This is a genomic window from Rosenbergiella nectarea, from assembly GCF_900111105.1.
GTDB lineage: Bacteria > Pseudomonadota > Gammaproteobacteria > Enterobacterales > Enterobacteriaceae > Rosenbergiella > Rosenbergiella nectarea.
In genome coordinates, this window is the sequence record NZ_FOGC01000003.1 from 122,921 (window position 1) to 146,699 (window position 23,779).

Sequence of the window (23,779 nt, forward strand, 5' to 3'; positions counted from 1 at the left end):
ACGCTGGAAACTTATGCTAACGGTGGGTGCCATTATCGTTATTTGCCAAGTAATCAGTATCCTCTGGCTTTGGCATGAGAGCCGAGAACAGGTCACAATCTTGGTCCAAAGTGCAATCAATCACCCCGATCGCCATCGCCATTATGAGAAAGAGGTGCACGAGGCGGTAGCAAGTTGAATGTCATCGACAGTTGGCCCAGCGGCAGCAATCCTTAAACGTTGAAACCCCTGCCGCTGCGTTACACTTACGAGGTGATATCACCTTATTGCAGATGGTAATACAGAATCTTATTCAAAATGCTCATCGTTACAGCCCGCAAGGCTCAGTGATCACCTTGCGGGTTTCTGCGCAGCAGCAGAGTATCTGTATTGAGATTGATGACCCAGGGCCCGGAATCGATCTGAAAAAGGCAACGGAATTAAGTAAAGCCTTTGTGCGTATGGACCGTCGATATGACGGGATTGGGCTTGGGCTGAATATCGTGCAACGCATCTGTCAATTACATCGCAGCCAATTCACCCTGACGAACTTATTGCCTACAGGCTGCCGCGCCACCGTGGTAATTCCTCAGCAGACGCAACACCTCGAGGCGTAGCGTTACCCCTTATGATTCGCTTTTTTTTCCCGGGTTAACAGCGCCTCTTTACGGGCAATTCCCCACCGATAGCCGGACAGCTGACCATCTCGCTTGACCACGCGGTGGCAAGGGATCACGACAGCGAGTCGGTTCGCCGCACAGGCTTGAGCAACGGCTCGTACCGCCTTGGGGGAACCGAGCTGCTCCGCTATAGCCGTATAACTGACGGTTGATCCTAATGGAATATCGCGTAACGCCCGCCATACGCGCTCTTGAAAAACGGTGCCTTGAATATCCAGAGGTAAGTGCCACGTGGACCCAGGTTGTTCAATAAATCCAATGACTTGGGCGACGATTTGCTCGTAGTGTGCATCGCCTCCCATCAGGATGGCATAAGGGAATTGTTGTTGAAATTGTTCAATTAAAGCGTCAGGCTCATCGCCTAAGCTTATTGCACAGACGCCTTTTTCACTTTGCGCCACCAATACCGAGCCAAGACTACATTGCCCGATTGCGAAATAGATAGTGACCCCTGCAGCCCCACGCCGATAATGTTTCGCTGTCATCCCCAGGCGTTGCGACGCACTTTCGTAGAATCGACTATTGGCATTGAAACCGGCTTGATAAATCGCCTCGCAGACCGATTTTTCAGGATCATTGAGTTGCTCTCGCAAGCGGGCGGCACGCAACCCCTGACTGTATGCTTTTGGCGACAAGCCAGTGACCGATTTAAAAATACGATGCAGATAGCTGCCACTCACCGAGCAGTAATCGGCAAGCGTTGTTAAATCCGGTAAGTGCTCGGCGTTCTCGATGAAATAACAGCATTTTTTAACGATAGTGAGCCACTTTGCGGAATAACGTGCGGATGGCGCGGTGAATTCGCTCAAGGTGTAACCTGCCGCTTCGGCTGCGGTGCTATCACTGAAAAATTCAACATCCTCTCGAGCAGGCAAAAGTGTCACCGCACTGGGAGGACAATAATAGCCGGTAGAGGTCACCGCGGCGACAAAATGGTCATCCGCAGCACCATCGCGGGTTTCGACGGCTTGCCAGCGTTCTTCTTCGCTTAGATAGCGTGGTGTAACCATGGGCGCTTACTCCTACCAGTGACTGAATGCCGTTAACGATAGAGGATCACACTGTTCAATAATATCCGTTTTTTACACTCACTCATTATTTGGCTAACTATTCACCACGCTATCTGCTAGATATTACTTTGCGTCGCATTTTTTCAGTGTTCATCTTCCAATGGAATCGGTTCACTGATAATACTATCGCTAGATATGATGACTAGGACTGCATTATGCTTAATAAAGATACCCAACTCTGTATTTCTCTTTCCGGCCGACCCAGTAATATTGGTACCCGTTTTCATAACTATCTTTACCAAAAACTCGGTATTGATTTTATTTATAAGGCCTTCTCCACGACCGATATTGACGCGGCCATTAAGGGGGTACGGGCATTAGGGATCCGGGGATGTTCGGTCTCCATGCCTTTCAAAGAGAGCTGTATTCCTTTTATCGATCACTTGACCGACTCGGCTAAGGCGATCGATTCAGTGAATACTATTGTTAACGATAACGGCGTACTCACCGCCTATAACACCGATTTTTTAGCAATCCGTCAGCTGATCACCGACCACCTGCATGACAGTTCACAAACTGTCTTGGTACAAGGTGCAGGCGGTATGGCTAAGGCTGTGGTCGCGGCATTTTACGATGCTGGATTTACTCACCTCAGCGTTATGGCCCGCAATGCACAGAGTGGTAAAGCGTTGGCGGATAAATATCACTACCGCTATCAGTCGCCTGACGACACTACGCTTGCCGATATCATCGTTAATGTCACACCCATTGGGATGACTGGTGGCGCAGAAAGTGACACCCTCGCCTTTGCTGAGTCAATGATTAACGCAGCAGAGACTGTGTTCGATGTTGTCGCCTTCCCAACACTGACGCCCTTGGTAAAGAAAGGCCAAGCACTCGGCAAGAAAGTACTGAGTGGTGACCAAGTGATTGCGCTGCAAGCGTTGGAACAATTTGCGTTATATACCGGGGTCAGACCCAGTGACGCATTGATGCAAGAGGCGTCTCTTTTTTCCCGCCAGTAACGCTTCCTTCCGACAAGGCACGGGAAACTCTTTTTTCCGTGACCGTTATGGCATATCATCTGCCGGTCTCGTTGAGGCCCATCCTTGATGGTGCTCCCTAATCTGCTATGAGCGCTTTAGCCATGACTGTTCTTCTGCATTTTATTGATGTATTTGGTACGTTTGTTTTCGCACTGAGTGGCGCAACAGTCGGCGTTAGGCATCGCTTTGACCTGTTTGGCGTTTTTGTATTGGCTTTTGTGACGGCGGTAGGGGGTGGTTGTGTCAGAGATCTCTGTTTAGGCGCCACACCTCCTGCAGGGTTGATTAATGTTGAGTATCTGGTTTGTGTGATCATTGCCATTATGCTCATCACCTTTTTTCAGAAGATTGTATTCTCTTTTGAAAAACCCGCCCTCTTTTTCGATGCGCTTGGCCTTGGTTTTTTTGCCGCATTTGGTGCGAATAAAGCTTACGTACACACCCATGAGATCTTTTTCTCTATTTTGATGGGTTGTATCAGCGCCGTCGGTGGCGGATGTATCAGGGATATTCTAACCGGTCGTTCTCCCGTGATCCTCACTAAAGAGATTTATGCCAGTGCGGCACTGATCGGTGCTGGGATCCAGATCTTAGGCTCATCTGGCGTTATTCCTCCGCAATACAGTATCTGGCTGGCGATTGGTAGCTGTACGGCGATACGTATGGTTTCCCTTCGCTATAACATCACGCTAAAAACCATCACCAATAAATATCTCGATTAATCAGTTAACCCTATGTGCTTGATGTATTGCTCTACTCAAGATAAATCATTACCGTATTGCACTATTCGCGCGCAAGAGTAACGCATAACATGAACATTACTGAACTGGCTTCAAACCGTTTTACCACTAAGGCCTACGATGCCTCACGCTCCCTGACTGAACAACAGATAGCGGATGTCCTGTCGTTATTACAGAACAGCCCTTCTACGCTCAATCTGCAAGGCTGGCACTTTCATGTGATTACGACCGAGGCTGGCCGCGAGAAAATCGCTCCCGCTATCTTTGATCTGAATAAAACTAAAGTGGCTGATGCCCCTCTCGCCATCGTTTTTTCCAGTATCAATGGTATTAGCGAGCAACACTTAGATGATTTAGTGGCGCAAGAAGAGCAAGATGGCCGTTTTCGTGATGCACAAGCTCGTCAGAAAAATGATGCGGGTCGCCGCGGTTACATCAATAATGTCGCCCATTCTCCTGAGTTTCAGCATAAGTGGATGGAACGCCAGCTCTATATTGCATTAGGCTTTCTATTATTAGGTGCGCCAGCATTGGGCCTGCACGCCACGCCAATCGAGGGCTTTGATACCCACAAAATGGACAATATTTTGGGGTTAGAGGCACAAGGTTTACACAGCGTGGTCATGGCAACTGTTGGCTATAACAGTGATGCAGATTTTAATGCACAACTGCCTAAGTCCCGCTTCCCACTTGATAAGATTATCACTACATTATAAGCGTCATTCGGTAATCGTTACAGATTACCGAATTCTTGATTTCCCTCCCCTTCCCCGACGACGCATTTAGGTATATTGTTTTCCTATCATTCAGCAGCAAGGATCAGGCGGATATGGAAAAACAATCTTCAGCACTGCTTCACGAGTTAACGGCTATTGTTGGCAGTAAGCAAGTATTAACCACTCAAGATGATAAATCCTTTTACACCACCGGTTTTCGCGTCGGCCAAGGAGAGGCTCTAGCCGTTATTATCCCCGAATCCTTGACTGCACTCTGGCAAGTATTACAACGCTGCGTCGCTGCAGACGTTATCATTTTGATGCAGGCCTCTAATACCGGTATCACCGGTGGCTCAACGCCAGATGGTAACGATTACGATCGACCCGTAATTATTATCAGCACCCGGCGCTTAAAAGGCATCCAGGTAATCGATGATGGACAACAAGTGATTGCCTATCCCGGCTCCACCCTTACCGAGTTAGAAGATATCTTAAGGCCCTTACAGCGAGAACCCCATTCGGTGATCGGTTCTTCTTGTATCGGTGCATCAGTAATTGGTGGATTATGCAATAACTCTGGCGGCTCCCTTATCCGACGTGGGCCGGCTTTTACCGAAAAATCACTCTTCGCACAGATCAGTGAGCAAGGTGAAATTACCTTAATCAACAATTTGGGTATTGAATTAGGGGAAACGCCTGACGAAATCCTAAAGAACTTAGAGGCCAAGCAGTTCACCACCGGAGATACCGACAACTGGCAAGGTAAGATATGGGCGGATGATTATGCGGAGAAACTACGTGATACCGACTCAGCTTCACCGGCACGTTTTAACGGAGATCCGCATTATTTACATGACAGTGCGGGCTGTGCCGGGAAGATTATTGTTTTTGCTGCAAGGCTTGCTACCTTCCCGGCCAGTAAAGCGACAGAGACCTGGTACATCGGCACTAATGATGAAAAAGTACTGATAGCGTTGCGACGTTATCTCCTGAACCAGCTTGATCAGCTACCGATCCAAGCCGAATATATTCATGCCAATGCCTTCGATATGACGATGCGTTATGCCAAGCATATGATCCTCGCCATACGCCAGTTAGGCCCTCAGTCGATTCCCGGCCTGATGGCGAGAAAGGCGAAATGGGACATTAGGGTAAAAAATATCAAATGTTTACCCAGTAACCTGACCGATCGTCTGATTCAAGGATTTAATCAATTAACGCCCGCTTTGGTCGCTAAGCGAATACTGGAGTATCGCCGCCGCTATCAACATCATCTGTTGATTAAAGCGGACAGTGAACACGCTACACAGTTAACCGCTCTCCTCGATACCTTTTTCACCGAGCAACAAGGCGACTATTTTGTTTGTGATAAAAACGAGGCCCAAGATGCATTTTTGATCCGCTTTGCGGTCGCAGGGGCAGCAATTTCTTACTGCGAATATTTGGGCATTGACCCTAATGAGCGACTGATTGCTTTCGATGCGGCATTCCGCCGCAACGACGAACAATGGTTATTTGATCTCCCTGCTCATCTCCAGGACCAAATCCAAGCAGACTCTTGTTGCGGGCACTTCTTCTGTTTAGTGAATCATCAGGATTATATATTGAAACCTGGGGTCGACGGTAAGCAGTTTAAGCAAGAGGTGATCAATTACATTGAACAACGTGGCGCACGCTACCCGGCTGAACATAACGTGGGTCATTTATATGCTGCCAAGGAAGATTACCAGCAACATTGGCGCGAACTCGATCCCACCAATAGTTGTAACCCCGGCATAGGCAAAACGAGTCGTCGTAAGTTTTGGCAGTAAGCGGTGAGGCGTTCTCCCCTTTGGAAGAACGCCCTCTCACTTACTGTTTTTCGAGATAGTGCGCGATGACCGAGAGATCTTTATCTCCCAATCCGGCGTCTACTGCAGTTTGCCACAGCGATGTGATCGAATGTAGGTTTGGCATCTGCTCAGCCCCGCCGGCCTTAGCGGCAAGTGTGGCATCTTTTAACGCCCATTTAAGCTGCATCTGCGGCTCGTAGGTGCCTTCATCAATCATCTCTAATTTCGTTTTCGCATAAGGGGCGGCTAGCGGCCCACCCTCTAACACTGACCAGAGCGTTTCGGGACTAAAACCAAGTTGTTTCGCTAAGCAATGGCTTTCGGCCAAACTCTGTACCAGACCAATCAACCAACTGTTAACCACGAGTTTCATGGCGCTCCCCGCTCCGGCATCACCCAACCAGTGGGTGCCCTTACTAATGGCCGCGAACACGGGTTCAATCTTTGATTGCAGCGAACTGTCGCCGCTAGCAAGTATGGATATTTGTGCTATTTCAGCCGGTTTTTTTGTTCCTGAAACAGGCGCGTCGATGAAGCCGACATCAGGACGTTTCTTTTTGAGTAAAGCATGGATCTGTTGAGTTGCTTCAACGCCAATCGTTCCCATCTGAACAACGATGGCTTGGTCTGCTAACGTATCGATCACTTGATGTATAACATCTAAGGTGATTTCAGCATTCGCGAGCATGACTAGCACAACTTCACTGCCTTCGACGGCTTGGGCCGGAGTTGACGTGAGGGTCGCGCCATTTTCAGCTAAATCCTTGCCCTTCTCTTCGCTACGATTCCATACCCGCAAGGTAAAATCATTTTTAGCTAAGTTGGCGGCAAAAGCATGGCCCATTGCTCCCAATCCGAGTACTGAAACAGTATTAATCTTCGTTGGCATAATCGATTCCTCTTGTGATTAACCATAGTGTAGATCAGATCAATCGATTAATGAGTGCCGAGCAAGGCTGAGAAATATTTTGTTGTAAGAATCATAAATTTGAAATACCTCACTAAGCTTTATCGGTACCGATGAGTAGACCGATCCCCACTGTGGCCAGCGGTTTACCGCTATAGTCTTTACTGCGTCGTAGGCGAGCACCTTCTCCAGTTCCCGAGACACTGATCACCTACAGCCGCTATCTTAATTGGATACCGCCGCTGCTGTCAGCGTGGTCTATGCCTAGCCCGACAGCATCTTAATTTACCTGAGGTTTTCCGGGATCCTAATATTGCACATTGTTAACTGCCAAAACACTGCTCAGGATTTACAGATCACCATTCGGGGCTTAGGTGTGCGTTCTTCGTTATATCTAAGGCTGCCACTCACCGCGATATTCGTAGCAAGGTCACCCTACGTTATTAACCGCCTCCACCCAGTAGGACAGATGCAAGCGTTATCTTTTTTTGACGGTGATTTGAACACCGATATTGGATAAACATCCCAAACAGATGGCAGAGCGGATCGTAATTATCATTTAGGTTATCCAATATTGGGGAGTGAAATAGACCGGTTCTCTCCGCCTATTAGTGCAACCATCGCGCAACTAAGCGGGATAATGCCGGCCCTAGACAGAGCACAGCAATAAAACGCCCTGTCTGCATCGACATAACAAATGGCTGATTCACCGATACCGATGAGGCAATAATGGCCACCGAGTCTGCACCACCAGGACTGGTCGCTAAATAGGCACTCAAGGGATCGATACCCGCGAACTCCACCAACATCCAGGCGAAAAGGCAACAAATTGCCATCAATAAGATAACGGAAAACAAAATGGCGGGCAGTGCATGGAAAGCATAACGCAGAATATCTTTGGTAAAACGTGAACCGATACTCCAGCCAATCATAGCATAAGCGGTTGCGAGTAAAGGTAGGGGTAACTCAATTTGCAGTCCACCGACATTCATCGCGAGATTACTGATGATCATGCTGAGTAATAAAGGTGCCGCGGGAAGCTTGATGACATTGGAAAGTAATAAGGCTGTGAGGATGATAACTGAGGTGATGGCGAAAGCGCCCCAAGCAATGGGTTGTTCAAGTTGAGTGATGGCAGAAGTCGCTGAACTTTCTGGCGCCAGAGTGTGACTGACAACGGTGGCCAGTAGAGTGACCAACAATACACGCAGATATTGCATAAAGGCGACTAATCGCACATCGGCCCCGAAATTACCCGCCATCAATGTCATGGCTGTCGCCCCCCCGGGGGACGATCCCCACAGGGCAGTTGTCCCTGGGAGAATTTTAAACTTAGCTAATACGGCACCCAATAATGTGCTGACCGCGATAACCGAAAACACCGTCAAAATAAATATTGGCCAGGTGTGCTGCATTTCTTTGAAGACTTCGATCGGCATTGCACGCGCAATCATCGCCCCAACCACCGCCTGCGCCGTACGAAAGAGCGTAGGATTCAGTGAAACCATCTGTTTAGCCACGGCAAACAGAATCGCGACAAACATCGGCCCTAGTAATAAGGCTGCTGGGAGATGGATTAATTCCAGCAATGATACGGTGACCAGACTGAGAATAATTAAGACAAGCCAACGTACTCTACGCGGTGAGTGTAACACACGCCCTCCCTCCCAATCGTTAGCGGCGGAATAACTGTACGGCTAATAATAGTAATAATAGCCTAGTTAGGCCGACTAAACGTAATCTATTCGCAGCATAAGGTGCGTTTCAGCTCCGTATCATAAGTCATTAATTACGCAGAATGAATAGACTGGGATGACTGATGTCGAAGGCAGGCTTACAAATAGAGAAGGGGCAAGAGTATATTGCCGTCAAGGTGGAGGGCATCCCCCTCGGTCGCTATGCACCACAAATATTCCAGCTGTTATCGCAGCATGGCCTCGATACTGTACGGGTTGCGCTTGCACAGCCGGTATTCAGTGATCAAGGTATCGCCCTACAGTGGTTTCCCCAGGTTTCCGCTCAAACCCTCACACCTTGGCGACAGGCTACGTTATCGCAGCAAGTGCGTTGTCTCGCGCAGCTGATTGAGATGGCGAAATCGATTGACGCTCTGCGTCAGCACATTACACCTCCTAGCTCTCGTTCTCTGACTATTATCGACCAAATTTTGCAGAACTTAACGGTTATCCCTTCTATTGAGGCGATTTTTTTGGCGGATCAACAGCCCCTGTTATTGCATTGGGGATATTACTGTCAAGACCGGATTGCAGTCGATCTCCCTTCTCTCTATCATCGCTTACAACAGCAGCTAGAGGCAGAGTCGCCCCCTCCACCGTGCGAACACACCGAAATTTCACCGTCACACTCCACGCAGCGTGCCTTTATCTATTACCTGGCTGCGGTGGTGGTAGCACTGTTCATCGTGGGAGCCATAGCCTTAAACGCCACGCGCCCTGGCCTAGAACAGCCGCTAGCCACTTACCCGCCAGTTGTCTCAACGGTGGATGAGGTCAAAAAGTCTCTAGAGGGAGCGATCGCAGCTAGCCGATCCTTGCCGCTTCATCCCGCAGAATTGATTGCACCTCCCCCTGAAGTCAAACCTATCCAAGTGAAAAAAACTAGAGTGCCCTTGATGATCCCTGCACGTTCGCGCTACCTAGGGAACACCGATTTTCTGGAAGGAGCGTGGCTCGCTAATCTTAACAAAAACAACAAGATTACCACCCTGTCCTATCACTTCACCCACGGACAGGCAAAGACCCATATCGTCACTGGCCAACAAAACTGTTCCACGACCAGTCAAGCCAGCTTTACCTCCACCGGTAAGTTGATCATCAACGCGACGAAAGCGCGTTGCAACGATGGCACGACACTACCGGCTATCACCCTCATTTGTGAAAAAAGCGCGCCGAATACTCAATGTCGCTGGAAGCAAAATCCGTCAACCCCGCAACCCATCGAGCTATATAGTGAGAGAAAACAATGACAAATTTAGGCCAACAGCCGCAGATACTGTTTGTGGATTCAGGGGTACAATTTATTGATCACTATATTGTCATTGACGATCTTGCGCTTGCTGACACGGCATTTATTCGCACAAGTGTTCACGGCCCGCTTTGCGAAGTGACTCCTGATGCCAGGGGCTACTTCCAATATTATGAATATGAAGGTGCCCCGGTTGAATGGGTACGACCCGAGTACGCTTTTTCACTGTCAGCGTCGTTAGCAGCCTTACAACACCAGTGGCTGCCCATCCCTTATTTTACGCAACAGGATACAAACAGCTCGCCACGACCGATGAATTGGGCTCGTGTTTATGTGTCACCACATCCACAAGTAGCTCAAGGTTGGAAACTCACGCTGGCCTTTGATACAAGGATCAGCGACGATGACAACGGCTTACAGCCAAGCCAGTTTGAGGTGCAACAGGGGCAACTCTTTGCGCTGCCGCACCAGTCGAACCTGTGGCAAGTCTTTTTTCAGCAAGCATGGGTCAGTGGATGGATGGCATCACTTTATCCTGCAGCGAGCCATTCCCCACCATTTCTGTGGCAAGCTCACTACATCAATCTGCTTAAGGTAATAGTGCATCGGGTGAAGCCTCGCCCCCTTTTATTACGTGACGCAGGGACGCACGCTGAGCCTATCGCGGTGGATGCGATCATCGATTTGGGTAACAGTAATAGTTGTGGTGTGCTATATGAAGTCGATACCCACTGCGTAAATCCGCTGAGTCTTTGTAGTGAATTGCAACTCCGGGATCTAAGCTGCCCGAGCCATGACGGGTATACTCTTTTTAGTAGCGAAGTAAACTTTTCTCCGGAGCCTTTTGGTCATCGCGGATTATCCTCAGCAAGTGGCAGGATGGATGCCTTTCAATGGCATTCACTCGTTCGCATTGGGCCTGAGGCGCAACGCCTCAATGCTCAGTCGTACCAAGATCTTCAGCCTCAAGGGATAAGCTGCCCTCGTCGCTATCTGTGGGATGACCATCCAGCGAACGTCGTTTGGTTTAATGCTAGCCAGTCCGATCAGGCGCAGTATTCATCGATCGATCATCCACTCAGTTTATTGATTAACGACCAAGGAAATTTACTGGATGAGTTACCGGCTATGGGACGATTTCCCGTTTTTGTACCGCAGTTTTCGCGTTCGACGGTTTTTACTTTTCTGATAATCGAACTCGTCAATCAGATTGCAGTACAAATCAATAGCCTTCAATATCGTCAGCGACACGCTAATCGCGATATCCCCCGTTTCATCAGAAGGCTGATCTTTACCCTACCCGTCAACTTTACTGCAGTTGAGCGGCAGCGTTTTCTGATGTTGGCACAACGGGCGATTAGGCTAATCAAAACACTACAGCCTAAATTTTTCCCGATGAGCACTAACGATATTGAAATACGTATTCCTTGGGATGAAGCCTGTTGCGGGCAAATTTTCTGGCTTTGGCAGCAGCTGCGTAACCACTCGGTACATTCTTTGCAGCAATACTATCATTGCTCTTCGCACACTGCGCACTTACGCGTTGCGTTAATCGATGTTGGGGGCGGCACGACCGATTTAGCGGTGACCGAATATCCCCTCATTGCGTCAAAACATTCTGCTATGCCCGCTTTCTCCCCAGAATTAATAGTAAGACAGGGCTTCACGTTAGCGGGTGACAGTTTACTGGAAGATGTGATCACCCATTTTTTACTGCCTCAATTTGCCGATCACCTTCGTCTACAAGGATTATCGTCAGTAGAGACACTCCTCGAACGGTTATTTAGTCGTGGGAAAAGTGATGAAGGCGATACCGTATGGCGTCAGTATGTCGTCAGGCACTTGTTGTTACCCGTAGTGGAGGATATTTTATGGCGTTATCGCCTGCACGAAACAGCGTATTTTTGCCGTGTTAGCCAGTTAATCGAGGGAGAGATACTGGCTTATATCGAGACCAGCTTCCAGGAGAAAATTACCCGCCTCTCATCTAAAAATAGTTGTGTTGAGGTAAAAAAATTGTGTTTCCAATTCTCATTTAATGATTTCGTCGATTTTCTGCAAAGCCATCACTGCCGCTTAGGGCAGCTCCTCACGCTCTTAAGTGACACTGTCACCAATGAGCACTGCGATGTGATATTATTGAGTGGTCAAGCTATGGAGTTACCGCTATTTCAGCATAAATTCCGCCAGCAATCGGTCCATTGTTGCCTATTAACCGAGTTACCGACAGATGCGGCGCTCCCTTTTTGCTCGACGGGAAAATTAGCTAATGGGAAACATGCCACCAGTCTTGGCGGCTTGCTGTATTCTCTGACGACACAACAAATTTCCGCCGAGCGCTCAATCTTACCTGGCAACATTAGTCATGTGCCCGTACCGCGTTGGTATGGCCCCCTCGATCAAGATGGTCGACTGCACTGTGTTTTGTTAAGCCCCAGTTCTCAAGCTGTGCAACGCACCTTCCTGACAATTACGCAATCGACGGCCATCGGTTACCGTTGTAGAGAGGATGATGCGGTGATTGCTTCACCCCTTTTCGCGCTAATCCCCAATCGCCAAAAAATTAAGAATCTGGTACTGGGCGTAACCGTCGAACTTGAGTGGGCCTTCGATACAGAGGGGGAATTACTCGGCCTCCCCACAATTGTTAGCGTGGAAGATAGTCAACAGCTGAGTATCGATCCGCACTGGCTGACCCTAGAGATGAATACCTTATCCTGGCGCGGCGATAGTCAAGAGTATTACTGGCGTGATGACGGGCGTGTTATGCCGCCTGTCACCTAGGCCTACTCCGAGTCGGCCTGTTCGATAATAATATGGTACAGGTCAGGGTCTTGTTCTCTCGCCTCATGGAACAGTGCCACAACAGAGGCTAAGGGCTGGTCGGGTGCAAGTTGCTGAGGCTGGAGTTGATGAAAATAGCAGGTCACTGGTAAGGGAATTTCGCCGGTTAACCAGTCCCATAACGCGTCAAGCGAATCGCCAAAGAGGTAATCGGTGGCATATTGCTGACGTAACTGATGATAAAAATCAGCACGGGAATGGATTTGTGGGCAATCAAAATGGAGCGTAAACATTTAGGGCACCTGTTGGAAGCTACGATAATGATCGGTGGTCAGATAAATAAGCCCATCGGAAGAAAATAATAAACGGTCACTGTTACGGCGGCCGCAACTGAAGTTCACATCAGCCTCTTGCCATGAACGTCCCGCTTTTTCTGGCAGACGATGCTCTCGATTAGAGAATCGATCACCGCCAATGACTCTCCCTGGCAAGACCTCACACAAGTTCCCTTTCGATGCGACCCAGCCTTTTCGACGAGCCTCACCCTTACGGATATAGTAATCAGGTAGAGTCTGATGGGACTGGAGATAACGCGCGACGAATCGGGGATCGGTATTGGCTGTTACTGAAGACGCTGAAGTCTGTTTTGATGGCGAAGGTGGGACGTTATGAGAAGTTGAAGCGCTATGCCACGCTTTCAGCGCGAAACCGATCAACAACATGAACACAATAATTAACGGGCGAAATTTTTTTAACTGCATAAATGAGACACGGCTAAGAAACGATGGAGAAAGTCTAGCAGAGTGTCAGTAAGATTACGATTAGAGAGCGATGGAGAGTCAGATGGATTCACCGCCTCGAAACAAGGCGGGTGAAAGGATTAGTGCATGGTTTGACTAGGGGAAGCGTTACGACGCCAGGTACCCGGTGCCATGCCATATTGGCGCTTGAAGCTACGATTAAAAGATTGCTGCGAATCAAAGCCCATAGAAATTGCCACCGTTAAAATTGGCTCATCGGAATGGGTGAGTCGGCAAGCCGATTTTTCCAATTTTTTGGTTCTGATATATTCACCTAGGGCATGCCCTGTGTGCTCTTTAAACATCCGTTGCAGATGCCATTTTGAATAACCCGCACGGTCAGCAACCATATCTAAATTTAATCGATTCTCGATATGGGTATCAATCCAATGAATTAAATCATCAAAGAAAGAACCATTCATCAGCGACTCCTAGCGAAATAAAGTGTATCTGCTTTAGTTGCATTAAATAATGCACGCTAATCGATTTAAATGCAACCTTTAAAGTTACACTTTATTTATAGGGTAAACGCTTAATTATTCTGAGAGTGGATTGAGGTCCTTGCCTTGCTTAAGCGCGATTAGCGCATCGGCAACAGTGTGTTTAGCGAGAACCTGTAGAGATGCCTGTTCGGCCTCTTCCGCTATCTGCTTGAAATACCAACAAACATTCGCACTCACCACGCAACAAGGTTTTTTCACATCAGGCCGGGAGTTTAGTAGTTTTTTCTCATGGCTGACGGCCATGTAAATATCGCAAAGCGTAATCTCTTCAGCGGGGCGTGCAAGGTGGATGGAGCCAGTACGGCCCAACGTTGTGACAAAGATCCCTTCCCGCGTTAGAGGAACCATCAGTTTACGGATCAGGCTAGGGTTGGCTTCAGCGCCATTGCCGAGAGTATTGCTGGTCGAACGTTTTCCTTGTTCTTCAGACATTGCGACACTGAGAACCATTTGTAGTGCAGTTGGAAAACGATAATCTAACATCAAAGCCTCTTCACATCAGAAATAAGAACATTCATCAAGAACTGCATTACTCTACCAAATAATGGCCACGAGAAGAAGTTCAGCAAGAGATCATCGCACATTATACGTAGTCACTCTTTCCTTTCTTAATGACGATAAGATTGCTATTGCTACCGAAGTACACTAGAATGACTATTAATAATAGTATGTTGTAACTAAGGTATATAATGCGCTACACATTGGTTGAAGAAATGCGTGAGACACTCAATATTATCGAAGATGAATTGGCGACCTTTTGCCAGCACATCGAGGCGGCAAAGTTGTTAGCCGCGCGGGTTTTCACGCTCCCCCCGAGAGTAAAAGGTGAAGAGCTGACCCCGACTCCGCAGATCAAGGTCGAACAGCATGTTGGCCGCCAAGCTCGTCAGCGGGCATTACAGCACTTCTCCCATCTTTATTTGCAACAGCAATCCGAGCAACAGAGTACTCGCAGTGCGACCCGATTACCCGGAGTGATCTGTCTAAGAGTGAGTGCGCCGATGCAGCAAACCTTAATGACATTGAGTACCTCAATCAATCAGGCTAAGCATCGTTTCCAACAGTTGATCGCAGTGGATAGCGGCCTACCTGCCACAGCGCGCTTCCCTTTCGTCCATCAACATTTCCCAGGATTGTTGACGCTCAACGCGTACCGTATGCTAAATGTTTACCCTAGCCTCGACTCGGTTAATTTCGGTTGGGCGAATAAACATGTGATTAAGCGCTATAGTCAGCAAGACGTGATTGAGATGTTAGAGAAGAGCCTTAACGCAGGACGCGCACGCGCACCTTGGTCGCGTGAAGAATGGGCTGAAAAAGTCCAAGAGGAGCTGGAGCTTATAACACAGTTGCCGAGTGACTGTCGGTTAAAAATCAAACGCCCAGTAAAGGTTCAGCCCATTGCACGTCTGTGGCAAAGTAACCAGCAGAAACAAACACAGGTTGCCTGCCCGAATCCACTGATTATGACCTGCTTAGAAGGTGAGGCTATCCCTGAACTGGGCAGCTTACAACACTACGATGAGGAAAACATCACTCATCGCCATAAGCCCGATGCGCGTTCAGCAACCTTAATCATCCCCCGCCTCTGGTTATGGAAAGAAGATTAACCTTTTTGCTGTCCGGTCATCTGTTCAGGTCTTACCCACTGCTCAAACTGTTCTTCGCTCAGGTAGCCTAACGCTAACGCCGATGCTTTAAGCGTTAGCCCTTCATGGTGTGCCTTTTTGGCTATTACCGCAGCCTTGTCGTAGCCAATGTGCGGATTAAGCGCGGTGACTAACATGAGTGAGTTATCCACCAGTTGTTGGATACGCTCGTGGTCGGGTTCGATACCTTGTGCACAATGTTCAGTAAAACTATGCATGCCATCAGCCAATAGTCGTAAACTTTGCAGCACATTATGAATAATCATGGGTCGGAAAACGTTGAGTTCAAAATTTCCAGATGCCCCGCCTACCGAGATTGCCACATCGTTACCCATGATCTGTGCGCAAATCATTGTCAAGGCTTCACACTGCGTTGGGTTGACCTTACCCGGCATAATTGAACTACCCGGTTCATTTTCAGGGATCGTAATTTCACCGATACCACTGCGCGGGCCGCTAGCAAGCCATCTCACATCATTCGCAATTTTCATTAATGATGCGGCCAGCCCTTTCAGCGCCCCGTGAAAATGCACCAGTGCATCACAAGTCGCCAATGCCTCGAATTTATTCGGTGCTGTGGTGAACGACTCCCCGGTAAAGCTTGCGATTTCTTGTGCCACGGCACCAGCGTAATCCGGATGGGTATTGAGGCCCGTCCCTACCGCGGTACCACCAAGGGCCAGTTCTGAAAGGTGGTCCATGGCCGCCACCAGATGCGACTTGGCAAAGGTCAACATACTCACCCAGCCAGAGATTTCTTGACCTAAGGTGAGAGGCGTTGCGTCCTGGAGATGGGTCCGACCAATTTTAACCACATCGCTAAAGCTCGTGGATTTTTTCGCCAATACTTGCGTGAGGGATTCTAGCGCGGGAAGTAACTGCTTCACAGCGGCGAGTTTGGCAGCGATGTGCATCGCCGTCGGGAATACATCATTGGAGCTTTGGCTTTTATTTACATCATCATTTGGATGGATTTTACGGCCCATCCCCCGCTCCCCCCCTAACAATTCGCTAGCCCGATTAGCGAGAACTTCGTTCATATTCATATTCGTTTGTGTTCCCGACCCCGTTTGCCAAATCGCTAAAGGAAACTCAGTCGGATGTTTATCCGCTAACACTTCATCAACCGCGTTAATAATGGCGCGTGCTTTCTCGGCGTCTAATAAACCAAGTTGATGATTCACCGTGGCCGATGCGCGTTTGGTGATGGCTAGAGCATGGATGAGTGCAGGAGGCATTTTTTCAGTGGAAATTCGAAAATGTTCTAGCGATCGTTGAGTTTGCGCGCCCCACAGCTGATGGTCAGGGACTGCTATCTTACCCATTGAATCGTTTTCGTAGCGAAAATCACTCATGTTGCTCATTCCTCTTTGACATAAATATCCCTTAATTCTACGCCTAAATGGTAAATTTGCTGCGCGATGGCATTAATTGGGAAAATGATGACCCAGGAAATCAAAATGTCTGTGCGACGCCTCCCGTTCCTTGATAGATTAGGGGGTTAGAATGTAAAAGCATGTAAAACAATTGTGTGGCAGTGGAGAAAATCCTTCACAGTGACCGCTGGCCAGATATCAGGATCGATAAGGACCCAATGAATTATGAAGAAGTCTAACGTTGCTATCGCTGTTGTTGTAGGGATTGGCGTTCTCTGGACCGGTGGCGCTTGGTTCACAGGTAAAAAAGCAGAACAGCATATTGATGAGGTCGTGGCACAACTCAATGAGCAACTCACTCAGCACTATCCCGAGGCGGGATTAGTCGTGACGCGTCAGGGTTACGAACGGCATATATTTAGCAGTACCACACAATTTATCGTGAAGAGTCGTTTACCGGCTGATGATGAAAATGCCCTATTAGCACCCGGCGATCAATTGGTCTTCAACGAGAAGATCAGTCATGGCCCTCTCCCGCTTGCGCAGCTAAAGCATTTCACTTTGATTCCTTCGCTGGCATCGATTCATAGTGAGCTGGCGAATACCCCGACTGTTAAGTCGCTCTTCGACTTTACCAAAGGTAAATCGCCATTCTCTGCAGAAACGCGTATCGGTTACAGCCATACGACGTCTTCTGCAATCCAGATCCAGCCGATCCAATATAATGCCGAGGATAGCAGCCTGAGTAGCGATGCGATGAATATCGCGTTGAAAACGTCCCCGGATAATAATGCAATTGTGCTCAATATCGACACGGGTAAAGTGTCACTCAGTTTCAAAAATGAGGCCGATATTGATACCGAAATGACCCTAAATGGCCTTACCGTTCGGTCAGATAGCCATTTAAGTAAAGAAGGACTACGAGTCGGGACGCAACAGATTGATGCGAAGAATTTCCTCTACGCACTCAACCATAAGCCTGCGGTACAATTGGTGGGAATTAAAGGCCACTCCGATCTCGATAGCGTCAAAAACTTAGTTAATGGCAGCCTTAACTACCAAATTGATAAGATCGAGTGGCAACAGCTGCCGCTCGGTTCCGCCAACCTGAAACTGTCGTTGCAAGATTTCAGCGCGAGCGGTATGAAGACGTTCTACGATAATTATAATCAAGCCGTTCAAAAGAATATGGCGAATATTTCCCACGTCACCAATCAAGATGAACTGCAAGCGATGCAGAATGAGGTCAATGCGGCGGTGCTACAGAACATCCCCGCTTTACTGGCTGATGCCCCCCAATTCTCCATCGATAACTTAACCCTTAAAAATGATAAGGGTGAAAGCCAGTTCTCCTTGAAAGCTGATTTCAACGACCCGTCCAAAGCACAGAGCAACGGTCAGGGATTATCAGGAATCGTTGATAGCTACGTAAAGCAGCTGAACGCATCGTTAACGATCAATAAACCGATGGCAACGCAGCTTCTCTCGGTAATCGCCCAATCTGAAGGTATCCCCGTTGAACAAGCTGGCCAATTTGCTGCACAACAGATTCAATCCTTATCTGCATTAGGCGAAATGTATCATCTGACGACCCAGAACCCGGAGAGTATCCAATCAGCATTGCACTACGCCTCAGGCCAAGTCACCGTCAATCAAGACAAAATGACTCTTGAGCAATTTATTGAACAATACCTTACCTCAAGCAATAACGAGTAGTAACCTTCGTTCAAACCCAAAAACCCCACAGATGTGGGGTTTTTTTTATAGCCAAATCTTAGTTTACCTTCTGTGGATGATCGCGGCGGAACAGCGCCCACTCCTCAACACGTTCACCACTTGGTAGCGTACAATAACTCTTCACTCCCTGTGCTGTGGTGACATTCTCCAACTGCCCTTTTAACGATAAGCAATATACCGAAGCTGGATTTGCCAGACCGATTTGGCGATGCGTATCAGGATGCGAGTCGGATTGAGCACATCCCGCAAGCGTTGCCACGAGCGCAATACCACTCATGCTGGCAAAGAAAAACGTTTTATTCATCTGATCCTCCGTGGATAACGCATACAGTATAGCGGATAGTGACCCGTGACGAAATGAGAAGCGGCCTAAAGTGAAGTAATCAAGCGGTCGACAACAATATCACCTTGGCCGTTACGTTGGGTCAGCCGATATTCCCCACTGTACGAACGGCGTAAATTCATCTTGTCTTGCAAAGTCACTCCGCCAGTCACCCGACCTTGTCCATCGATAATTTGCCACTCTTTGATCGATGTCTGACCTTGAGTGTGTAAATGGGTTTCGCGCAACAGCGTTAAATGTTCGTCTTCTGCTAAGGATAAATAATTATTCATGGACGGGTTTACCTCAATCAGGGGGTCTCTGACAATATTGTATAGGTATTATTAATCCCTTCAATCTAATTTACTTATCGATAATCGTCATTCTTCGCGCTTTGACGAAAACTTATCCTGAGAGAATAAAAATATTGGCGTCTCATCGGGGGATGTTTTTATACTATGCAGTCCATAAACAATTACGAAGAGTCGACCATGATTTTACCCCAACTTCCCCTCACCGATATTCACCGTCACTTGGATGGCAATATTCGTGCGAGTACTATTCTTGATTTAGGTCGAGCCTTTAATTGTGGATTACCTGCCAACGATATCGAAAGCTTACGTCCTCACGTTCAGGTGATGTCCAACGAGCCAGACTTAGTTAGCTTCTTACAGAAGCTGGATTGGGGCGTAAAAGTACTCGGCGATCTAGAGGCTTGTCGGCGTGTGGCTTACGAAAATATTGAAGATGCCCTACGCGCTGGGATCGATTATACAGAACTGCGCTTTTCTCCTGGCTATATGGCCATGACCCATCAACTCCCTATCCCCGGTGTGGTAGAAGCCGTTATCGATGGCGTACAAGCGGGCTGCAGAGATTTCGGTATCAGTGCCAAATTAATTGGGATCATGAGCCGGACTTTCGGTGAACACGCCTGCGAGCAAGAGTTAGCGGGTATTCTGGCGCATCGCGACCAGATCGTCGCCATCGATTTAGCCGGTGATGAATTAGGTTTTCCAGGCGACCGTTTTCTGACACATTTTCAGCGTGCACGCGATGCAGGGCTTCATATTACTGTTCATGCAGGGGAAGCCGCCGGTCCAGAGAGTATCTGGCAAGCGATCCAACAATTGGGAGCGGAACGTATCGGCCATGGGGTTAAAGCCGTGCAAGACCCTGCATTGATGGACTATTTAGCTGAACACGGTATTGGGATCGAATCTTGTCTGACCTCCAATATCCAGACCAGTACCGTCGCTGACCTTGCCCAACACCCGTTGAAAAAATTCTTACAACATGGCGTGATGGCCTCATTAAACACCGATGACCCGGCGGTACAAGGGATTGAGCTAGCCCATGAATATGAGGTTGCAGCACCCGCTGCTGGCTTGGCCGCGGCAGAAATCCGCCAGGCGCAAGAAAATGGATTATATATGGCTTTCCTGTCAGTCGATGAAAAACGTGCGCTAAAAGAGAAAGTTGCGCAACGCTAAGTACAATTTGGTTAAATTTTAGCCATAAATTTAATACTCAGTGCTCATCAGCAGGGTTATTTAGGTAAGGACGTTGAGATACTCCCGATATTTTCAGATACTATCGGGAGATTTTATTTAATGGCAACCACATGACTGATTATCTTCTCCTCTTTATTGGCACAGTGTTAGTGAATAACTTTGTGTTAGTGAAATTTTTAGGGCTTTGTCCATTTATGGGCGTGTCCAAAAAACTCGAAACGGCAATCGGTATGGGCATGGCGACCACCTTTGTGATCACCCTTGCTTCGATTTGTGCATGGCTGGTTAATCACCTTATTTTGGTCCCACTGGATCTGGTTTATTTGCGGACCCTTGCTTATATCTTGGTTATTGCCGTGACGGTACAATTTACAGAGATGGTGGTGCGTAAAACCAGCCCTTCTCTTTATCGTCTATTGGGTATTTTCCTGCCATTAATCACAACCAACTGTGCAGTACTCGGGGTGCCTTTACTCAGCGTTAATTTACACCATAGCTTTTTACAAGCCGCAGTCTATGGGTTCAGTGCTTCACTCGGTTTTTCACTCGTTATGGTGCTGTTTGCAGGCATTCGTGAGCGCTTGGTGTTGGCCAATGTCCCTGCGCCGTTTAAAGGCTCGTCAATTGCCTTAGTCACAGCGGGCTTAATGGCACTGGCATTTATGGGCTTTTCAGGGTTGGTGAAGTTTTGATTACCGCTATTTGTATCGCAATTGTCGCAATCAGTATTTTAGGGTTAGGCTTCGGAGGACTTCTTGGCTATGCCTCACGGCGTTTTAAAGTTGAAGAAGATCCTATCGTGGAGCAAATTGATGAACTCCTTCCCCAAAGCCAGTGTGGCCAATGCGGCTATCCTGGCTGTAAACCTTACGCAGAAGCAGTCGGTAACCAAGGCGAGCTGATCAATAAATGCGCCCCGGGGGGTGAGCAGACGATGCTACGGATTGCAGAGCTGTTAAATGTTGATCCTCAGCCCATCGAAGGCGATGCTGAACTGAAGCATCCTGAGAAACAGATCGCGTGGATTGATGAAAGTAACTGTATTGGTTGCACCAAATGTATTCAGGCCTGTCCTGTCGATGCCATCGTCGGGGCGACCCGTGCCATGCATACTGTAATTACTGATTTATGTACGGGCTGCGATCTCTGTGTTGCGCCTTGTCCTACCGACTGTATCGAAATGCGCCCTGTTCCTACTACTCAGGATAATTGGAAGTGGGATCTCAATACCATCCCAGTCCGTGTTATACCGGTTGACCATCATGTTTAATTTTTTGTCACGTTTACGTCGCGAACCGATTTGGGACTTCAAAGGCGGTATTCATCCGCCAGAAATGAAGTCACAATCTTCAGGCACACCCTTGTCTGAAGTCCCACTGCCTCCGCAGTTTATCTTGCCGCTTAAGCAACATATTGGCCATGAAGGCGAGATTTTAGTCTCCGTTGGAGAGTCTGTTTTACGCGGCCAGCCCTTAACGTTCGGTAAGGGTAAGATGCTACCAATCCACGCGCCAAGCTCTGGGACGGTAACTGCTATCGCCCCGCATATTACCGCACACCCTTCGGCCCTGTCCGAGATCGCGATATTTATCGAGCCTGATGGGCTAGATAAGTGGCAGAAAATGCCGGTTATCACTGATTATCAAGCTTGTGAACGCCAAGCGATTATCGAGCGAATTCATCAAGCAGGCGTCGCAGGGTTAGGGGGAGCAGGCTTCCCTACTGCGACCAAAGTGCGTGGTGGATTACAAGGTGTTAAAACGCTGATTATCAATGCCGCAGAGTGCGAGCCATACATCACGGCCGATGATCGTTTAATGCAAGATTGCGCTCAAGAGATCCTCGACGGGTCGCGTATTTTAGGCTGGTTGCTGCAGTCTGAGAAAATCATCATCGGTATTGAAGATAACAAACCCGAGGCAACCCGTGCGTTAACTCAAGCCTTGGGGGCTGCTAAGGATATTATTATTCGGGTTATTCCAACCAAATATCCTTCGGGTGGAGCCAAACAGTTAACCAAGATTTTAACCGGTCGTGAAGTCCCTAAAGGGGGACGTTCTTCTGATATCGGTGTGCTGATGCAGAACGTGGGGACCGCTTACGCAGTTAAACGTGCGGTGATCGATGGGGAGCCGTTAACTGAGCGTGTTGTTACCTTAACGGGTGAAAACCTTAGCCATCCTCGTAATGTCTGGGGACGGTTGGGCACTCCGGTCGAACACTTACTGAATTTTGCCGGTTTTCGACCACAACCCGAGCAAATGGTGATTATGGGTGGGCCATTGATGGGCTTCACTCTACCGACCTTATCGGTACCAATCATTAAGATTTCTAACTGCTTGATCGCGCCTTCGCAACAGGAGATGGGTCTGCAGGAAGAGGAACAGGGCTGTATTCGCTGTAGCGCCTGTGCCGATGCTTGTCCTGCCGGCCTATTACCCCAGCAGCTTTATTGGTATTGCCAAGGTGGCGATCATGACAAAGCGCGCGCCTATAACCTCAATGATTGTATTGAATGTGGTGCTTGTGCATATGTTTGCCCGAGTAATATTCCGCTCGTCCAATACTATCGCCAAGAGAAAGCTGAACTCTTAGCTATCGATATTGAGGCACAACGAACGCAAGAAGCAAAAACCCGTTTCGAAGCCCGCCATGCACGGTTAGAGAAAGAAAAACTAGCTCGTGAGGCTCGCCATGCCGCCGCCAAAGCACGGGTGACCAATGTTGAAAAAGATCAGGTGAACGCAGCGCTAGCCCGCGTTAAAGCCCGGCAAACATCGGCCGATCAGCAAGTTGTTACCGGCGCAGCCGATGGCCCTGATAATCGCGCAGTGATCGCACAGCGAGCGGCTCGTAAGGCGAAAGCACGTGCTTATCAAGCAGAACAACACGCCGCGCATTCCCAAGAAGACTCACGGCAAGCTGCCGTGGCGGCTGCCGTCGCACGCGCTAAGGCGAAAAAAGCGCAAAGCCAAGCCGATCAAGAAGAGGCCTTGGTGACTGCCGATGATTATGACAGCCAACTTAACGCTCACCTCGTAGGCGTCGAGGCGGTTACCCTCTCATCTGAAAGCTCTAATGAGGATCCGCGTAAGGCCGCGGTAGCCGCAGCCATCGCCCGAGCCAAGGCTAAACGTGCCGCCCAAACAGAAGAAACAGTGAGCGAGACTGACTCAACGCCTGCTGAGACCGACCCGCG

The 23,779-nt window shown here is 48.5% G+C and carries 22 protein-coding genes and 1 pseudogene; 13 read left to right on the forward strand and 10 right to left on the reverse strand.

Translation table 11 applies throughout. The features are described from left to right. The first annotated feature begins 13 nt into the window (after positions 1-13). Positions 14-596, forward strand: a pseudogene (locus tag BMX14_RS05185) (ATP-binding protein). A 2-nt stretch (positions 597-598) separates the two neighbouring features. Here the strand turns inward: BMX14_RS05185 and ada are convergent. Beyond that, positions 599-1,669 carry a bifunctional DNA-binding transcriptional regulator/O6-methylguanine-DNA methyltransferase Ada gene (ada, locus tag BMX14_RS05190; RefSeq protein WP_092673784.1) on the reverse strand — a complete coding sequence of 357 codons (1,071 nt, stop codon included), beginning with the start codon at positions 1,667-1,669 and terminating at the stop codon, positions 599-601. A 215-nt stretch (positions 1,670-1,884) separates the two neighbouring features. On the opposite strand from ada, the gene BMX14_RS05195 reads away from it, so the two are divergent. The 4 genes from BMX14_RS05195 to dld all read left to right on the forward strand — a co-directional run bounded on the left by BMX14_RS05195 (position 1,885) and on the right by dld (position 5,982). After that, positions 1,885-2,694, forward strand: coding sequence for a shikimate 5-dehydrogenase (locus BMX14_RS05195; RefSeq protein WP_092673787.1), 810 nt, complete (start codon positions 1,885-1,887; stop codon positions 2,692-2,694). 122 nt (positions 2,695-2,816) lie between these two features. Then, complete coding sequence (locus BMX14_RS05200) at positions 2,817-3,437, forward strand: trimeric intracellular cation channel family protein (protein WP_092674252.1); 621 nt, start codon at positions 2,817-2,819, stop codon at positions 3,435-3,437. 89 nt (positions 3,438-3,526) lie between these two features. Next, on the forward strand, positions 3,527-4,171 hold the full coding sequence (gene nfsB, locus BMX14_RS05205; RefSeq protein ID WP_092673790.1) for an oxygen-insensitive NAD(P)H nitroreductase: 645 nt from the start codon (positions 3,527-3,529) through the stop codon (positions 4,169-4,171). A gap of 113 nt (positions 4,172-4,284) precedes the next feature. Then, a complete protein-coding gene (gene dld / locus BMX14_RS05210; RefSeq protein WP_092673793.1) occupies positions 4,285-5,982 on the forward strand; it encodes a D-lactate dehydrogenase in 1,698 nt (565 codons plus the stop codon). A gap of 40 nt (positions 5,983-6,022) precedes the next feature. Here dld and BMX14_RS05215 read toward each other — a convergent pair whose 3' ends face one another. Together BMX14_RS05215 and BMX14_RS05220 are read right to left on the reverse strand one after the other, a co-directional pair. Beyond that, positions 6,023-6,892, reverse strand: a complete 870-nt coding sequence (locus tag BMX14_RS05215; RefSeq protein ID WP_092673796.1) for an NAD(P)-dependent oxidoreductase — start codon at positions 6,890-6,892, stop codon at positions 6,023-6,025. 626 nt (positions 6,893-7,518) lie between these two features. Further along, the gene (locus tag BMX14_RS05220) at positions 7,519-8,565 is read right to left on the reverse strand and encodes an AbrB family transcriptional regulator (protein ID WP_092673799.1); all 1,047 of its coding nucleotides are present in this window, start codon (positions 8,563-8,565) and stop codon (positions 7,519-7,521) included. 164 nt (positions 8,566-8,729) lie between these two features. Between BMX14_RS05220 and BMX14_RS05225 the strand changes: the two genes are divergently transcribed. Next, positions 8,730-9,896, forward strand: a complete 1,167-nt coding sequence (locus BMX14_RS05225; protein WP_092673802.1) for a hypothetical protein — start codon at positions 8,730-8,732, stop codon at positions 9,894-9,896. Beyond that, a complete protein-coding gene (locus BMX14_RS05230) occupies positions 9,893-12,679 on the forward strand; it encodes a virulence factor SrfB (protein ID WP_092673805.1) in 2,787 nt (928 codons plus the stop codon). The genes BMX14_RS05225 and BMX14_RS05230 overlap by 4 nt, the downstream gene beginning before the upstream one ends. A gap of 2 nt (positions 12,680-12,681) precedes the next feature. Here the strand turns inward: BMX14_RS05230 and BMX14_RS05235 are convergent, their stop codons facing one another. The 4 genes from BMX14_RS05235 to BMX14_RS05250 form a co-directional block, all read right to left on the reverse strand. Beyond that, entirely contained in the window at positions 12,682-12,972 is a 291-nt protein-coding gene (locus BMX14_RS05235; protein ID WP_092673808.1) for a barstar family protein, read from the reverse strand. Beyond that, a complete protein-coding gene (locus BMX14_RS05240; RefSeq protein ID WP_177173092.1) occupies positions 12,973-13,440 on the reverse strand; it encodes a ribonuclease domain-containing protein in 468 nt (155 codons plus the stop codon). It lies immediately after the preceding gene. 119 nt (positions 13,441-13,559) lie between these two features. Continuing rightward, positions 13,560-13,904 (reverse strand): helix-turn-helix domain-containing protein, encoded by a 345-nt coding sequence (locus BMX14_RS05245; protein WP_092673811.1) that lies wholly within the window; start codon positions 13,902-13,904, stop codon positions 13,560-13,562. Positions 13,905-14,015: 111 nt separating this feature from the next. Further along, positions 14,016-14,465, reverse strand: coding sequence for an RrF2 family transcriptional regulator (locus BMX14_RS05250; RefSeq protein WP_092673814.1), 450 nt, complete (start codon positions 14,463-14,465; stop codon positions 14,016-14,018). A gap of 203 nt (positions 14,466-14,668) precedes the next feature. Here BMX14_RS05250 and tus point away from each other — a divergent pair, with 203 nt between their 5' ends. Beyond that, positions 14,669-15,592 (forward strand): DNA replication terminus site-binding protein, encoded by a 924-nt coding sequence (gene tus, locus BMX14_RS05255; RefSeq protein WP_092673817.1) that lies wholly within the window; start codon positions 14,669-14,671, stop codon positions 15,590-15,592. On the opposite strand, the gene fumC is transcribed toward tus, so the two are convergent. Beyond that, the gene (fumC, locus tag BMX14_RS05260) at positions 15,589-16,986 is read right to left on the reverse strand and encodes a class II fumarate hydratase (RefSeq protein WP_092673820.1); all 1,398 of its coding nucleotides are present in this window, start codon (positions 16,984-16,986) and stop codon (positions 15,589-15,591) included. The genes tus and fumC overlap by 4 nt on opposite strands. A 246-nt stretch (positions 16,987-17,232) precedes the next feature. On the opposite strand from fumC, the gene BMX14_RS05265 reads away from it, so the two are divergent. Continuing rightward, complete coding sequence (locus tag BMX14_RS05265; RefSeq protein ID WP_092673823.1) at positions 17,233-18,723, forward strand: YdgA family protein; 1,491 nt, start codon at positions 17,233-17,235, stop codon at positions 18,721-18,723. A 58-nt stretch (positions 18,724-18,781) separates the two neighbouring features. On the opposite strand, the gene BMX14_RS05270 is transcribed toward BMX14_RS05265, so the two are convergent. Next, positions 18,782-19,048 (reverse strand): putative hemolysin, encoded by a 267-nt coding sequence (locus BMX14_RS05270; RefSeq protein WP_092673826.1) that lies wholly within the window; start codon positions 19,046-19,048, stop codon positions 18,782-18,784. Between the two features lie 65 nt (positions 19,049-19,113). Further along, the gene (locus tag BMX14_RS05275; protein WP_092673828.1) at positions 19,114-19,359 is read right to left on the reverse strand and encodes a hypothetical protein; all 246 of its coding nucleotides are present in this window, start codon (positions 19,357-19,359) and stop codon (positions 19,114-19,116) included. A gap of 198 nt (positions 19,360-19,557) precedes the next feature. Here BMX14_RS05275 and add point away from each other — a divergent pair, with 198 nt between their 5' ends. The 4 genes from add to rsxC all read left to right on the forward strand — a co-directional run. Then, entirely contained in the window at positions 19,558-20,559 is a 1,002-nt protein-coding gene (gene add, locus BMX14_RS05280; RefSeq protein ID WP_092673831.1) for an adenosine deaminase, read from the forward strand. Positions 20,560-20,690: 131 nt separating this feature from the next. Beyond that, positions 20,691-21,272: an electron transport complex subunit RsxA gene (rsxA, locus tag BMX14_RS05285; RefSeq protein WP_092673834.1), complete on the forward strand. Its 582-nt coding sequence runs from the start codon at positions 20,691-20,693 to the stop codon at positions 21,270-21,272. Continuing rightward, positions 21,272-21,850 (forward strand): electron transport complex subunit RsxB, encoded by a 579-nt coding sequence (rsxB, locus tag BMX14_RS05290; protein WP_092674258.1) that lies wholly within the window; start codon positions 21,272-21,274, stop codon positions 21,848-21,850. Before rsxA ends, rsxB begins: the two co-directional genes overlap by 1 nt. Then, positions 21,843-23,779 (forward strand): electron transport complex subunit RsxC (rsxC, locus tag BMX14_RS05295; RefSeq protein WP_092673837.1); only part of this gene is annotated, 1,937 nt, incomplete at its 3' end. The genes rsxB and rsxC, both read left to right, overlap by 8 nt.

Excerpts from the sequence above, each read along its gene's own strand:
- ada (WP_092673784.1), bottom strand. The coding sequence starts at position 1,669 with ATGGTTACACCACGCTATCTAAGCGAAGAAGAACGCTGGCAAGCCGTC.
- BMX14_RS05195 (WP_092673787.1), top strand. The coding sequence starts at position 1,885 with ATGCTTAATAAAGATACCCAACTCTGTATTTCTCTTTCCGGCCGACCC.
- BMX14_RS05200 (WP_092674252.1), top strand. The coding sequence starts at position 2,817 with ATGACTGTTCTTCTGCATTTTATTGATGTATTTGGTACGTTTGTTTTC.
- nfsB (WP_092673790.1), top strand. The coding sequence starts at position 3,527 with ATGAACATTACTGAACTGGCTTCAAACCGTTTTACCACTAAGGCCTAC.
- dld (WP_092673793.1), top strand. The coding sequence starts at position 4,285 with ATGGAAAAACAATCTTCAGCACTGCTTCACGAGTTAACGGCTATTGTT.
- BMX14_RS05215 (WP_092673796.1), bottom strand. The coding sequence starts at position 6,892 with ATGCCAACGAAGATTAATACTGTTTCAGTACTCGGATTGGGAGCAATG.
- BMX14_RS05225 (WP_092673802.1), top strand. The coding sequence starts at position 8,730 with ATGTCGAAGGCAGGCTTACAAATAGAGAAGGGGCAAGAGTATATTGCC.
- BMX14_RS05230 (WP_092673805.1), top strand. The coding sequence starts at position 9,893 with ATGACAAATTTAGGCCAACAGCCGCAGATACTGTTTGTGGATTCAGGG.
- BMX14_RS05235 (WP_092673808.1), bottom strand. The coding sequence starts at position 12,972 with ATGTTTACGCTCCATTTTGATTGCCCACAAATCCATTCCCGTGCTGAT.
- BMX14_RS05240 (WP_177173092.1), bottom strand. The coding sequence starts at position 13,440 with ATGCAGTTAAAAAAATTTCGCCCGTTAATTATTGTGTTCATGTTGTTG.
- BMX14_RS05250 (WP_092673814.1), bottom strand. The coding sequence starts at position 14,465 with ATGTTAGATTATCGTTTTCCAACTGCACTACAAATGGTTCTCAGTGTC.
- fumC (WP_092673820.1), bottom strand. The coding sequence starts at position 16,986 with ATGAGTGATTTTCGCTACGAAAACGATTCAATGGGTAAGATAGCAGTC.
- BMX14_RS05265 (WP_092673823.1), top strand. The coding sequence starts at position 17,233 with ATGAAGAAGTCTAACGTTGCTATCGCTGTTGTTGTAGGGATTGGCGTT.
- BMX14_RS05270 (WP_092673826.1), bottom strand. The coding sequence starts at position 19,048 with ATGAATAAAACGTTTTTCTTTGCCAGCATGAGTGGTATTGCGCTCGTG.
- BMX14_RS05275 (WP_092673828.1), bottom strand. The coding sequence starts at position 19,359 with ATGAATAATTATTTATCCTTAGCAGAAGACGAACATTTAACGCTGTTG.
- add (WP_092673831.1), top strand. The coding sequence starts at position 19,558 with ATGATTTTACCCCAACTTCCCCTCACCGATATTCACCGTCACTTGGAT.
- rsxA (WP_092673834.1), top strand. The coding sequence starts at position 20,691 with ATGACTGATTATCTTCTCCTCTTTATTGGCACAGTGTTAGTGAATAAC.